The organism is Geminocystis sp. (assembly GCF_041753295.1).
Lineage (GTDB): Bacteria > Cyanobacteriota > Cyanobacteriia > Cyanobacteriales > Cyanobacteriaceae > Geminocystis.
Genome location: NZ_JBGSUU010000104.1, coordinates 13,683 through 28,109 on the forward strand (window position 1 = coordinate 13,683; position 14,427 = coordinate 28,109).

Sequence of the window (14,427 nt, forward strand, 5' to 3'; positions counted from 1 at the left end):
GCAAACCCTAATTAGGCATCATAGTATAAAGAAAACTCATAAGGATGAGGGCGAAGACGCATGGGATTAACTTCATTGCCTAGCTTATACTCGATCCAATTTTCGATAAAATCCGTAGTAAAGACACCACAATCGGTTAAGAAATCATGATCTTTTTCTAAGGCTTCTAAAGCCGCTTCTAATGAGGGAGGAGTAGAAGGAATTTTGCTCAATTCTTCAGGAGAAAGATCATAAATATCCACGTCTAAAGGTTCACCCGGATCGATTTCATTCTTAATACCATCAATTCCTGCACATAACATGGCAGCAAAAGCTAAATAAGGGTTACTTGTAGCATCAGGGCAACGAAATTCTAAACGCTTGGCTTTCGGATTATCCCCCGATAAAGGAATACGAATAGAAGCAGATCGATTACCTTGAGAATATGCTAAGTTTACAGGAGCTTCAAACCCTGGAACTAAACGCTTATAAGAATTAGTAGTAGGATTAGTTAAAGCCAAAAGGGCAGGAGCGTGTTTGATAATACCACCAATGTAGTGTAAAGCCATTGTACTTAAACCAGCATATTTGTCACCAGCAAATAAAGGTACGCCGTTATGCCAAATAGATTGATGAGTGTGCATTCCTGAACCGTTATCATTAAATAAAGGCTTAGGCATAAAAGTAGCGGTTTTACCATATTTTTTGGCAACATTTTTCACCACATACTTATAAGTCATTAAATAGTCAGCTGCCTCCACCAAAGTAGCAAACTTAATGCCTAACTCATTTTGTCCTCCCGTAGCTACTTCATGATGATGTTTTTCAATAGGTACACCGCACGAAGCCATAGTTAAAAGCATTTCTGTACGAATATCTTGCATTGTATCAGTTGGAGCTACAGGAAAATATCCTTGTTTATAACCCGGTTTATAACCTAAATTACCGCCTTCTTCCACTCGTCCAGAATTCCAACGTCCTTCAATACTATCAACGTAATAATAACCTTTATTTTCCGTTTGATCAAATCTCACATCATCAAAAATGAAAAATTCCGCTTCAGGTCCAAAATAAGCCGTATCACCAATACCCGTAGAAGCTAAATATTCTAACGCTTTAGCCGCAATACTACGAGGATCTCTGGAATACCATTCTCCCGTACGAGGTTCTTTAATACGACAAATCATACTTAAAGTTGGTTCGCTATAAAAAGGATCGATCCATGCCGTGTTAGGATCAGCTACCATAGACATATCAGAGTCATTGATGGCTTTCCAACCACGAATACTCGAACCATCAAAAGCTACTCCTTCGGTAAAACAATTCTCGTCTATTTGATCATAATAGAAAGAACAATGTTGCCAAGTACCCGGCATATCGATAAATTTCAAGTCAATAATTTTGATATTATGATCCTTAATCATTTTTAAGACTTCTTTAGGAGTTTTAGACATTATGATTATTATTTTGAGTTTATCTGTTTATTCTATTTTATTTATCTCAGTTCGATTTAGGAAGGTTTCAGGTTTCAGGTGATTAGTCAATCAAAAAATGTAAAAATTTCCCTCTCCTAACTTCCAAACTGGAGGAGAATTAAAGGGAAGATTGTCCACAAATCATTTAGTAATATTATCTACTTTTTTGTGTATTTTAAAACTTAATACTCTTTGCCCTTCATACCATCGAAATTTTATAGTTAACTCAGGTTTTATTTATATCGTTAAAATAATAAGATAAAACAACAGTATCTAAAATACATGAATATTCAATTAACTGACAGCGAATATAAGCAAAAAATGCAACGCCGTAAGGAAATTCAAGACCAACGTTTAGCTAATATGAAAGACGAAAAAGGCTTAATAGTCGTGCATACTGGCAACGGTAAGGGTAAAACCACCGCAGCTTTAGGTATGGTAATTCGTTCGTTAGGTCACGGTTACAAAGTAGCCATCGTACAATTTATTAAAGGTGCATGGCAACCAGCAGAAAAAGGAATATTAGAAAAATGGTCTCATCAATTAGAATTTTATGCTATGGGAGAAGGTTTTACTTGGGAAACTCAAGACAGAGAAAAAGATATTTTAATGGCAAATAAAGCATGGGAAAAAGCAAAAGATTTTATCCTTAATCCTGATTATAAATTAGTGTTATTAGATGAGATTAATATTGCTTTAAAATTAGATTATTTAAACTTAAATGAAGTGTTAGAAACCTTAGCACAAAAATCTAATGATAGTCATGTAATTTTAACAGGCAGAGGAGCAAAACCTGAGTTAATTGAAATGGCAGATTTAGTTACAGAAATGAAGTTAATCAAACATCCTTTTAAAGAGCAAGGAATTAAGGCACAAGCAGGAATAGAATTTTAACATTTATTAAATATTGACATTTATGGATAAAAATAATCTTAATATTCGTTTAGCTACCTTAAAAGACATAGAAACTTTATTTAGCTTAATTAAGGCTTTAGCTGATTATGAAAAATTGTCCCATGAAGTAATCGGAAATATCGAAAATTTAGAAAAACATTTATTCGGTAATCCTGTTTATGCGGAAGCAATTATTGCAGAATTAGATCATAAATCGGTAGGTTTTGCTTTATTTTTTACTAATTATTCCACTTTTTTAACGAAACCCGGAATTTACTTAGAAGATTTATTTGTTTTACCTGAATATCGTCGTCAAGGTATCGGCAAAACTTTATTAAATTTCTTGATAGATTTAGCAAAAAAAAGAAACTTTGGCAGAGTTGAATGGAGTGTTTTAGACTGGAATAAATCTGCTATTGATTTTTATGAAAAAATGGGGGCAAAAGTTCTTCCTGATTGGCGTACTTGTAGAGTAATAATTAAAAATCCTCCTATCTTTGAAGAATTATGAATTACGCCTATCTCCTATCTCCTATCTCCTTTTTTTCATTATATTTCTCCATCAAATCAGGGCGTTTTTTTTCAGTGGCTTGTAGTTGTTGGTGATAACGCCATTGAGCAATTTTTTGATGATTACCTGAACGTAATACAGGAGGAACTTCCCACTCTCGAAAAATGGGGGGGCGAGTATAATGAGGATAATCTAATAAACCATCTTCAAAACTATCAGCATAAAGGGATTCAACCTTCCCAACAGTACCGGGTAACAATCTTACTACGCCGTTAATAAGGGTTAAAGCCGGAATTTCACCGCAGGTTAAAACAAAATCACCTAAAGATACTTCCCTAGTAACTAAATTTTGTACTCTTTCATCTATACCCTCGTAATGTCCGCAAATCAAGACTAATTGCTGATAATTATGGGCAAAATCTTTGAATAAATCTTGATTTAATGTTTCTCCTTGAGGTGTCAATAAAATAACTTCTCTTGGTTCTAAAATAGGTAATGATTCTACCGCCGCAAAAATCGGTTCAGGTTTTAATACCATACCTACGCCACCGCCATAGGGTATATCATCCACTTGATGATGTTTATCGGTGGTAAAGTCTCTAGGGTTGATTAAGTTAACCTTAGCAATACCTTTGGCTAATGCTTTCCCTAATAAACTACATTCTAAGGGAGATTGAAAAAAGCTAGGAAAAAGAGTAATAACATCAATCTGCACGGTAATTCTTGACTGTAATGGTTAAAAATGTTACAGTATCGCTCTGTGTTTATTGATTATAATCCATAGTCGTTTATTTATCGTAATCAACTGTTGATAGTTAATTCACTTCTTAATTTCATTATCTGATTTTGTCATTCATTACCCTTTATTTTATAAACAGTCTTAATGGTTGTGTGTTGAGTGACTATGATTATGATAACCTGAATCACAGGAAGCAAATTGCCAAAACTGTATTATTTTATGTAAAAAATAGATAAGTTAACAGGCTTTTTTGTATCTGAGGAATATTAAAATATATTTAAAATTAGTCTAAGCAGGGAATTAATTAAAAAAACATGAAGCAACATCAAAGAAGTTCAGTCCTAGTTATAGGAGGGGCAGAAGATAAAGTCCATGGCAAAGAAATTTTGCATAGTTTTTGGCATTGTGCTGGAGGTACAGATGCTATTATTGGTATAGTTCCCTCCGCTTCAAGAGAACCGACTATTATTGGCGATCGCTATGTAAGTATTTTTGGAGAAATGGGGGCTAAAGAATTAAAAGTACTAGATGTAAGAGATCGTAGTCAAGGAGAAGATCAAGGTTTTCAAGAATTTGTGGAAAAATGTACGGGTATTTTCATGACAGGGGGAGATCAACTACGTTTATGTGGTTTATTAGCAGATACACCTCTAATGGAGAGAATTCGTCAACGAGTGAAATTAGGGGAAATATCTTTAGGTGGCACGAGTGCTGGTGCGGCGGTGATGGGACATCACATGATCGCAGGTGGTAGTAGTGGCGAATCTCCTAATCGTGCTTTAGTGGATATGGCTATGGGATTAGGTATTTTACCTGAAGTGATCGTTGATCAACATTTTCATAATCGTAACCGCATGGCAAGATTATTAAGTGCTTTATCTAACCATCCTGAAAGATTAGGTATTGGTATTGATGAAGATACTTGCGCAGTATTCCAACGAGATGAGTATATAGAAGTAATCGGTAAAGGTACAGTGACTATTGTTGATGGACAAGCCATGAGTTATACAAATCAGGGAAAAGTTGAAGCACAAGATCCCTTAGCTTTACATAACTTAAGACTTCATATTCTTGGTCATGGCGATCGCTACAATCGGAAGACTCATCAACCCATAGCAGGAAAAGTAGAATAAGTGACAAATAGAGTATTCTATAAAAGCATAATCATCAAAAGCGTTAATGATGATAAAGATCAAAGAATGTTCATCTTGAACAGTTAAATTAAGATTAAAAACGAGACACTAAAAATGCCTCTATCTATTACTTTTGTACCGTCTAACATCAAAAAACCATGAAAATCCTCAAAACACAAACCCTCCGTGGTCCAAATTATTGGAGTATAAAAAGACAAAAATTAATACAAATGCGTCTTGACTTAGAAGACGTAGCTGAAAAACCATCTAATCTGATCACAGGATTTTATGAAGGATTAGTGAAAATATTACCTTCTCTTGTAGAACATTTTTGCTCCAGAGATCATCGTGGTGGATTTTTGGAGAGAGTACAAGAAGGCACATATATGGGGCATATTATTGAACATATCGCCCTTGAATTACAAGAACTAGCAGGAATGCCCGTGGGTTTTGGACGTACCAGAGAAACAGCCACGGAAGGAGTTTATAACGTAGTTTTTGAGTATATCTACGAAGAAGCAGGAAGATATGCAGGTAGAGCCGCCGTTAGATTATGTAACTCAATTATTGTCAATGGTAGTTACTCTCCCGAAGAATTAGCTCAGGATTTAGCAGATTTAAGAGATTTACGAGCAAACTCCGCTTTAGGGCCTTCTACTGAAACCATTATCAAAGAAGCGGAAGCAAAAAAAATACCTTGGATGTTACTGAGTGCTAGAGCTATGGTACAGCTAGGCTACGGCGTAAATCAACAGAGGATTCAAGCCACTCTGAGTAATAAAACCAGTATTTTAGGAGTAGAATTAGCCTGTGATAAAGAAGGTACTAAAACAATCCTCGCCGAAGCAGGAATACCAGTACCCAGAGGCACAGTTATCTACTATCTCGATGAATTAGCCGATGCCATTGCCGAAGTAGGTGGTTATCCTATTGTTCTTAAACCCTTAGACGGAAATCATGGTAGAGGTATTACTATTGACATAAATAGTCAGCACGAAGCAGAAGAGGCTTATGATTTAGCTAGTGCAGCTTCAAAAACGAGATCCGTCATTGTCGAAAGATATTATAAGGGGCATGATCATCGTATTCTCGTTATCAATGGCAAATTAGTTGCCGTATCAGAACGCATACCCGCTCGTGTTATCGGTGATGGATATTCCACCATTGAAGACTTAATCGAACAAACCAATCAAGATCCAAATCGTGGCGATGGTCATGATAACATATTGACGAAGATTAGTGTCGATAAGACCTCTTTAGGAGTACTCAAAAGACAAGGCTATGAAATGGATACCATACTCAAAAAAGGAGAAATTGCGTATTTAAAAGCCACTGCTAATTTAAGTACAGGGGGTATTGCTATTGATCGCACCGATGAAATACATCCACAGAATATTTGGATAGCCGAAAGAGTTGCCAAAATTATTGGTTTAGATATTGCTGGAATTGATGTTGTCACTCCAGATATTAGTAAACCATTAAAAGAGGCTGATGGAGTGATTGTGGAAGTAAATGCAGCCCCCGGTTTTAGAATGCACGTTTCCCCCAGTGAAGGGCTACCTCGCAATGTTGCTGCACCAGTGTTAGATATGCTTTTTCCTAATAATAAACCTAGTCGCATCCCTATTTTAGCGGTAACAGGTACTAATGGTAAAACTACCACTACTCGTTTATTAGCCCATATTTATCGTCAGACAGGAAAAGTCGTCGGTTATACCAGTACTGATGGTATTTATTTAGGGGATTATATGGTAGAAAAAGGCGATAATACAGGGCCTTTAAGTGCTGGAGTTATTTTAAGAGATCCCACCGTTGAAGTAGCGGTTTTAGAGTGTGCTAGAGGTGGTATTTTACGCTCTGGTTTAGCTTTTGAAAGTTGTGATATTGGGGTAGTTCTTAATGTCGCGGCAGATCACTTAGGCTTGGGAGATATTAATTCTATCGAGCAGATGGCAAAAGTAAAAGGGGTAATTGCTGAATCCGTTAATGCTGATGGTTATGCCGTCTTAAATGCGGATGATCCTTTGGTAGCACAAATGGCTCAAAATGTCAAGGGAAAAGTTGCTTATTTTTCTATGAGTAAAGATAATCCTCTCATTGTTGATCATTTACGCCGTAACGGTATGGCTGCTATTTATGAAAATGGTTATCTCTCTATTTTTGAAGGGGAATGGACTTTAAGAATCGAAAAAGCAGAAAATATCCCCATCACCATGAAAGCAATGGCCCCTTTTATGATTGCTAATGCTTTAGCTGCTTGTTTAGCTGCTTTTGTTCATGGTACAGATATAGAGCTAATTCGTCAAGGAGTTCGTACATTTAACCCCGGTGCAAATCAAACCCCCGGCAGAATGAACCTTTTTGACATGAAAGATTTTTCTGTACTCATCGATTACGCTCATAATCCTGCTGGTTATCAAGCTGTAGGAGAATTCGTCAAAAACTGGAGTGGCGATCGCCTAGGGGTAATTGGTGGCCCAGGTGACAGAAGAGACGAAGATTTGATGCTATTAGGAAAAATTGCAGCAGGAATTTTTGATCATATTATCATTAAAGAAGATCAAGATAATCGAGGTAGAGATCGAGGTAGTGTAGCAGAATTAATCGTTAAAGGTATTTTAGCGGAAAACTCTCAAGCTAGTTATGATGTAATTCTCGATGAAACTGAAGCCACAGAAAAAGGATTAGAGAAAGTGAATAAAAATGGTTTAGTGGTTATTTTTCCTGAAAGTGTCACGAAATCCATTGAGTTAATTCAAAAGTATCAATCTATTTAATAACTTTTTTATCTTTATCTTTATTTACTTTTTCAAGAAATCTATTTTAACTAGGTTTCTTTTGAGAAGATTTAAGTAAGATAGGGATAAAAATCCAACCTAAGAATAATAATAAAACCACAAGACCAAATTGACTAATTAATGATAAAAGTTGCTCTAAAGAAACCACTTTTCCCACAAAATAAGCAATAGTTACAACAATAACGCCCCAAATTGTTGCACCCATAAAATTATAAAATAAGAACTTAGGATAAGGCATTTCAACTATTCCAGCAATAGGTCCAGCAAAAATCCTTAATAACGTGATAAAACGTCCAAAAAACACCGCCTTAGCCGCATTTTCGATAAATTTAATCTTGGCTTTTTCCACTTCATCATCAGGAAGACGAAAAAAACGAGATAGCTTAAGTAAAAACTTCCAACCGCCAATTCTTCCTAGCCAATAACCGAAATTATCCCCAGTAATTGCACCCGTGATGGCAGTTAATAAAACAAACCAGTAATTTAATTCACCGCTACCTGCTAAAAATCCACCGATAATGGTGATGGTTTCCCCCGGAATCGGTATTCCTGTATTTTCGATGGCAATACCAGCAAAAACTGCCCAATAACCGTAAATACTTGCTAATTCTTTGAGTTGTTCGAGTGAGAAAAATTCCATTATGTAATTAGTGCGCAGTTAAGAGAAAAAATAAGTAGTATTAAATAGACTTCTTGCAGAAGTGGAGTAATAAGTAATAAGTAATGAGTAATGAGTTAAGAAATTAACGTTTTCCATCCTAAAATAGATTTTACTTTTTATTTTGCAAGAGGTCTAATGATTTTTGGACAATCCCTCCTTTAATTCCCCCCAAGTTTGGGGGTTAGGGGGCGAAAATTTTACATTCTTTGATTGACTAATCACCTCAGTTTGAGGGTATTAAACCTGACACCTGATACCTTATACCTGATACCTTATACCTGATACCTGATAACTAATTACTTATATTTATCAAGAAGAGACTGTAATCCACCATCAAATCCTGAGCCTACAGCATTAATACGCCATTCACCATCTTTATTGTATAATTCAGCCATAATAACGGCGGTTTCGGTAGAAAAATCTTCCGTTAAGTCATAGCGTAAAACTTCTTCTTTAGTTTGTACATCCACAAGGCGAATATAAGCATTAGTAACTTGTCCAAAATTTTGATGTCTTGTTTCAGCATCATAAACAGTCACAGTGATAATAATTTTAGCTACATCAGAAGGCACTTTACGCAAATCGACAATTAAACCTTCGTCATCTCCTTCTCCTTCTCCTGTGCGATTATCTCCTAAAAGTTTGACAGATTGATCTGGATCTGGACTAATTAAGTTATTGTAAAAAATGAAATGTTTATCAGAAACTAATTTTTCGTTAGCGCCCACCAGAAACAAGGATACATCTAAATCAAAGTCTCCTCCTGTATCTGTAGCGTTAGTATCCCAACCTAAACCGATAAATCCTGCCACTAGGCTTGGTGCAACTTTAGCTAAGGAAATTCGTTGTCCTTTTTGTAGTGAAATAGTCATAATCTAATTATATGAAATTTAGTGATCTTATTAGTCAATTATCCCCTCAAAGTCATAGTTTTAGTACTCATCCTGAGCTTAATCCTGATCTTTATAGTATCACGGGTATTGATCAAGCACAGATTAATACATTAAGCTACGTTGAAGGTGAAAAGTTTGGGAAAATGGTAACAGTTACTACTGCTTCTGCTCTTATTCTACCATTAGATACCTCCTTACAAACACTAGCCACCGAAAGAGGAATTGCTTGGTTATCTTCTAGTTATCCTCGTCTTACTTTTGCCCAAGCCATTAATCTATTCTATCAACCCTTTCAACCTGAATCGAAAATTCATCCCACTGCCGTTATTGCTGATGATGTTAAATTAGGTAAAAATATTTCCATTGGTGCTCATGTAGTTATCGAAAAAGGTGTTACCATTGCCAATGATGTTTGTATCTTTCCCAATGTCGTTATTTATCCTCATGTTACTATTGGCGATCGCACTATTATTCATGGTAACGCCACTATTGAAGAAAGAAGTCAAATCGGTGCTAATTGTGTAATTCATAGTGGTGCAGTCATTGGCGGAGAAGGCTTTGGCTTTGTGCCGATTCCTGAAGGTTGGTATAAAATGCCACAATCAGGTTATGTCGTTTTAGAAGATGGAGTAGAAATCGGTTGTAACAGTACAATTGATCGCCCTGCTGTGGGTATAACTCGCATCGGTAAAAACACCAAATTAGATAATTTAGTTCATGTGGGACATAATGGAGATATTGGTGAAAACTGTGCTTTAGCGGCTCAAGTAGGGTTAGCTGGTGGTGTAAAGTTAGGTAATCGGGTTATTTTAGCAGGACAAGTCGGGGTAGCGAACCAAGTACAAATAGAAGACAATGCCATCGCCTCCGCACAATCAGGAATACATCATGATGTTAAAACAGGAGAAACCGTTTCAGGCTCTCCGGCAGTAAATAATAAACTATATTTAAAAGTATCCGCTATTTATAAAAAACTCCCTGAAATTTATAAAATAGTCAAAGATTTACAAAAAAATAAAGGATAGTTTAATAGTAAATATTTGATTTTTAGACAAAAAGAGCTTTTATTAATTTTAAAATTGGTCAAGAATCTGAGTTAATTTTTTTCCTGCTATTTCATCGGCAAAATTTTCTTTAGCATATTGACCAGCTTGTTTACTTAAAGTACCTCTTAGTGTTTCGTTTGACCATAAATCACTAATGGCATTAATTAGCTCATCTACAGCATAAGGTTTAACTAATAAGCCTGTTTCACCTCACCATGTGTAATATAATCTTCAGAACCAGTACATCGAGTGGCAATAACAAGACGACTCATGATCATAGCTTCCACAATAGTAACTTGACCAGCACCTGTAAAACTCTCCATTAAGGGAATAACATTTAACCGTGCTTTTTGAACTAAACGATGACATTGTGTGGAGGTAAGGCCAGACATAATTTCTACATTGGAGGGAATACTTAAACCTTTAAGGGAATGTTGAGCAGCTACAACAATAGTTTTAATACCGATTTTCTCCACAGCATCGAAAAAAAGTTTGATAATCCCGATTAGCCGATCCCATTGATAATATAAACGGATTCTCTATATCTTCCGATTCGGTAATGGGAATTTCAGCTCTTTGTAAAGGAATAAATTCAAACTTACTTTGAGGTATACCTAACCATGAACTTACGGTTTCACATTCTTTCCTAGAGTGAACGATAAATTTATCTACATCATAAAGAGCAGATTTAGCAAGTAATTGTTTAACCCCAGAATAAAGAAAACCGATATTAAAACAATAAGATATTAAAGGGATATTTTTGGAGGAAAAACGTTTTCTAGTGCCTACCATTGTTGCTAACTGAGGAAAAACAGTAATAACTCCTCCTGTGGTTTTTTCCCATGCTTCACCACTTTGATGCCAGTATTTTAGCCATCCTGACATGGAAGTATTTCGAGAAAGACGATGATGCCAACTTTTATTAGTGGAATTATCTCTACAAGGTACTTTAGTAAAAGAATGACGATCTCCTACCACAAAATCATCAAGCCATCGACAATTTTGTAATTCTTGCTCATCAAAATCAAAAAAAGGGGCGGCTACAGTCCAGTGCATAAATTGTAAATAAATAGAATGGTTAAAGTGTACAACAATTTTCTCTTAAATTAAATCAGTTGAAAATTATATCTTTTTCCTTTAAACTACAATACATCTTAATATTAAACATAGTTAATTATACTTTTACTACATTTTTCTTAAAATATTTTTTTAGATTTACAATAGAATATAAAGTTTTGTAACAACTCCTTAAACGTGAATCTCCCTAAAATATTTCAAAGTTTAGAAAAAAGCAAGTTAATTAATTTGTTGATTCTTTTTTTATGCGCCTTATTTTTTTGGACAAGTATAACCTGTTTACTTCCTACTTTACCTCCTTATATTCAAGATATTGGTGCAACCGCAAAACAAGTAGGTTATATTATGGGGTGTTTTGCCATCGGTTTATTATTATCTCGAGTTTGGTTAGGAAAATTAGCTGATGAAGGATTAATCAAGTTTGTTAAACAGATGAAATTAAATTCAGGAATAACTAACTTTTTTATCCGTATTTTTCACAAATTTATCGGTAAATTAGCAGATTATCCTAGTCGAAAAATTGTCATAATTATTGGCACATTAGTCGCAACTATCGCACCGATGGGATATTTATGGTTAAATTCTATTCCTCAATTAATGGTAATTCGTGCCTTTCATGGCATCAGTATCGCCGCTTTTACTACGGGTTATAGTGCCTTAGTGGTTGACTTATCACCGCCAAAACAAAGAGGAGAATTAATCGGTTATATGAGTTTAGCTGTACCCATTGGTATGGCCATCGGCCCTGCTGTGGGTGGATTTTTACAAGAATATACCAGTTATCAAATTTTGTTTACCGTGTCAGCGAGTTGCGGTATTTTAGCTTTAATTTTAGCTACCCAAATTCGAGAGTTTTATTCATCTTCTCAAGATAATATTTCTACGGAAATAGATAAAGCTAACCGTAGCAACTTCAAGGACATAATTTCTAATCCGTCTTTCCTTGTACCCACATTGATTTTATTATTAATCGGTTGTTTATTCGGTACATTGGTTACATTTTTACCCCTTTATTTACGTTATATTCAACTTGATTTTAACGTTGGCTTGTTTTATACTGCGGCGGCGATCGCTTCTTTTGTCGTCAGATTTATTTCAGGACAAGCATCAGATAAACATGGTAGAGGTATTTTCATCAGTATTAGCATTATTTGCTATATATTGTCTATGACTTTATTGACATTTGTCCAAAGTGCTAACATTTTATTATTATCCGCTATTTTAGAAGGTACAGGAGCTGGTATGTTAGTACCGATTACTTTAGCTTTAATTGCTGATAGATGTACTTCTAACGAAAGAGGAAAGGTTTTTGCTATTTGTGTTAGTGGTTTTGATGTGGGAGTAGCCTTAGGAGGGCCAGTTTTAGGTAGTTTATTATTAGACTTAGGCTATCGTTTTATGTTTGGTGCAACGGCAATCATGGCAATCATGGCACTAATAATTTTCATTGGTTTTTCTAACAAAAATATAAGCAATTCATGGCGTTTTGCCTTCGGAGATGCACCTGACTTATACGCTTTACAATCTTTAAATAATTAAGTTAATTTATTAGACCTCTTGCAAAATAAAAAGTAAAATCTATTTTTAGGATGGAAAACGTTAATTTCTTAACTCATTACTCATTACTCATTACTCATTACTCATTACTCGTTATCTACTTACTGAAGATATTTTATTATGGCTTTTTTAAATGAATAATCCTCAAGAAAAAACCCCATTATTAACCATATTAAAAGAATTAGCCCTAAAACAAGATGCTCCATTTTACACCCCTGGTCATAAAAAAGGTCAAGGTGTTAGTAAATCTTTAAAGCAACTTATGGGGAGAAAAATTTTTCGTGCTGATTTACCAGAATTACCCGAATTAGATAACTTATTCGCACCATCGGGAGTAATAAAAGAAGCTCAAAATCTAGCGGCGAAGGCTTTTGGGGCAAAAAAAACATGGTTTTTAGCTAATGGGTCAACTTCTGGTATTATTGCCTCTATCTTGGCTACCTGTGGAGAAGGAGATAAGATAATTTTACCCCGAAATATTCATCAATCGGCAATTTTTGGCTTAATTTTGTCGGGGGCAACTCCTATATTTATCAATCCTCAATATAACTCTGATTTTGACCTTTGTTATACCATTTCTGTTTCTCAAATTGCTGATGTTTTACAAACTCATGATAACGTTAAAGCCATTATGGTAGTTTCTCCGACTTATCACGGTATTTGTGCAAATTTGACAGAAATCGCCAATTATGCTCATAAGCATAGCATTCCTTTGCTCGTTGACGAAGCTCATGGCGGACATTTTTCCTTTCATTCTCAGTTACCAATGTCAGCATTAGAGGCAGGAGCAGATATTGCGATACAATCTACTCATAAGGTTTTAGGGGCAATGACTCAGGCTTCCATGATTCATCTTCAAGGTAATTTAGTTAATCCTAGTCGTATCAGTCTGGCTTTACCATTAGTACAATCTTCTAGCCCTAATTATTTATTGTTAGCATCTTTAGATGGTGCAAGGCAACAAATGGCTATTTCAGGAGAAAAATTATTAACTCATACTTTAAAGTTGGCAAATATAGCTAGAAAAAAAATCAAAAAGTTAGAATATTTATCTATATTAGACTTTATTAAACCAACGAATACTTTTACTGATTTAGATATAACAAGATTAACTATAAATGTTAGTAAATTAGGTTTAACTGGTTATGAAGTTGACGAGATTTTACATCAACAATTTAGCGTAACTTGTGAATTACCTTCTCTTCAAAATCTTACTTTTATTCTCTCTATTGGTAATAATCTTAAAGATATAAAAATGTTAATAACGGCTTTAAAACAAATTAAACAATATAGAAAAAAAGAACAAAATATTACTAAGATTAATCCTTCTTCTTTGCCCTATTCTCCATTAAGAATAACTCCACGTCAAGCATTTTTAGCAGAAAAAAAAGTTGTTTCTCAACATTTAGCCATTAATCAAATTAGTGGTGAAAATATTTGCCCTTATCCTCCCGGTATTCCTTTAATTATGGCAGGAGAAATTATCACTCAAGAGGCTTTAGATTATACTCAACAAATTATTAATTCAGGAGGCATAATCACAGGTATTAGTGATGAAAGTTTGGAAACTTTACAAATTATTAGTAATTAAAAATTCCATAACTATAAAGTATTTTAAAATTATGGTTTTAGAAATAATCTTCGTAAATTATAGGAAGATAAAA

13 protein-coding genes are annotated in these 14,427 nt (G+C 34.9%); 7 read left to right on the forward strand and 6 right to left on the reverse strand.

The window, feature by feature from the left end:
- Positions 1–11: 11 nt before the first annotated feature.
- Positions 12–1,433, reverse strand: a complete 1,422-nt coding sequence (gene glnA / locus ACEW8E_RS11695; RefSeq protein WP_373480522.1) for a type I glutamate--ammonia ligase — start codon at positions 1,431–1,433, stop codon at positions 12–14.
- A gap of 303 nt (positions 1,434–1,736) precedes the next feature.
- On the opposite strand from glnA, the gene cobO reads away from it, so the two are divergent.
- Both cobO and ACEW8E_RS11705 read left to right on the forward strand, forming a co-directional pair.
- Complete coding sequence (gene cobO, locus ACEW8E_RS11700; protein WP_373480523.1) at positions 1,737–2,348, forward strand: cob(I)yrinic acid a,c-diamide adenosyltransferase; 612 nt, start codon at positions 1,737–1,739, stop codon at positions 2,346–2,348.
- A gap of 22 nt (positions 2,349–2,370) precedes the next feature.
- Positions 2,371–2,859, forward strand: a complete 489-nt coding sequence (locus ACEW8E_RS11705) for an N-acetyltransferase family protein (protein WP_373480524.1) — start codon at positions 2,371–2,373, stop codon at positions 2,857–2,859.
- 7 nt (positions 2,860–2,866) lie between these two features.
- Here ACEW8E_RS11705 and trmD read toward each other — a convergent pair whose 3' ends face one another.
- Positions 2,867–3,574, reverse strand: a complete 708-nt coding sequence (gene trmD / locus ACEW8E_RS11710; RefSeq protein WP_373480525.1) for a tRNA (guanosine(37)-N1)-methyltransferase TrmD — start codon at positions 3,572–3,574, stop codon at positions 2,867–2,869.
- A gap of 338 nt (positions 3,575–3,912) precedes the next feature.
- Between trmD and ACEW8E_RS11715 the strand changes: the two genes are divergently transcribed.
- On the forward strand, positions 3,913–4,731 hold the full coding sequence (locus ACEW8E_RS11715; RefSeq protein WP_373480526.1) for a cyanophycinase: 819 nt from the start codon (positions 3,913–3,915) through the stop codon (positions 4,729–4,731).
- A 158-nt stretch (positions 4,732–4,889) separates the two neighbouring features.
- Positions 4,890–7,508, forward strand: a complete 2,619-nt coding sequence (gene cphA / locus ACEW8E_RS11720; protein ID WP_373480527.1) for a cyanophycin synthetase — start codon at positions 4,890–4,892, stop codon at positions 7,506–7,508.
- 46 nt (positions 7,509–7,554) lie between these two features.
- Here cphA and ACEW8E_RS11725 read toward each other — a convergent pair whose 3' ends face one another.
- Together ACEW8E_RS11725 and ACEW8E_RS11730 are read right to left on the reverse strand one after the other, a co-directional pair.
- Entirely contained in the window at positions 7,555–8,169 is a 615-nt protein-coding gene (locus ACEW8E_RS11725; protein ID WP_373480528.1) for a DedA family protein, read from the reverse strand.
- Between the two features lie 317 nt (positions 8,170–8,486).
- Positions 8,487–9,062, reverse strand: coding sequence for a TerD family protein (locus ACEW8E_RS11730; RefSeq protein WP_373480529.1), 576 nt, complete (start codon positions 9,060–9,062; stop codon positions 8,487–8,489).
- Positions 9,063–9,073: 11 nt separating this feature from the next.
- Between ACEW8E_RS11730 and lpxD the strand changes: the two genes are divergently transcribed.
- On the forward strand, positions 9,074–10,108 hold the full coding sequence (gene lpxD / locus ACEW8E_RS11735) for a UDP-3-O-(3-hydroxymyristoyl)glucosamine N-acyltransferase (protein ID WP_373480530.1): 1,035 nt from the start codon (positions 9,074–9,076) through the stop codon (positions 10,106–10,108).
- Positions 10,109–10,320: 212 nt separating this feature from the next.
- Here the strand turns inward: lpxD and ACEW8E_RS11740 are convergent, their stop codons facing one another.
- Complete coding sequence (locus ACEW8E_RS11740) at positions 10,321–10,605, reverse strand: glycosyltransferase (protein ID WP_373480531.1); 285 nt, start codon at positions 10,603–10,605, stop codon at positions 10,321–10,323.
- Positions 10,586–11,185 carry a hypothetical protein gene (locus ACEW8E_RS11745; protein ID WP_373480532.1) on the reverse strand — a complete coding sequence of 200 codons (600 nt, stop codon included), beginning with the start codon at positions 11,183–11,185 and terminating at the stop codon, positions 10,586–10,588. Before ACEW8E_RS11745 ends, ACEW8E_RS11740 begins: the two co-directional genes overlap by 20 nt.
- Before the next feature lie 198 nt (positions 11,186–11,383).
- Between ACEW8E_RS11745 and ACEW8E_RS11750 the strand changes: the two genes are divergently transcribed.
- A complete protein-coding gene (locus ACEW8E_RS11750; RefSeq protein ID WP_373480533.1) occupies positions 11,384–12,745 on the forward strand; it encodes an MFS transporter in 1,362 nt (453 codons plus the stop codon).
- A gap of 151 nt (positions 12,746–12,896) precedes the next feature.
- Positions 12,897–14,354: an aminotransferase class I/II-fold pyridoxal phosphate-dependent enzyme gene (locus ACEW8E_RS11755; protein WP_373480534.1), complete on the forward strand. Its 1,458-nt coding sequence runs from the start codon at positions 12,897–12,899 to the stop codon at positions 14,352–14,354.
- Positions 14,355–14,427: the final 73 nt, after the last annotated feature.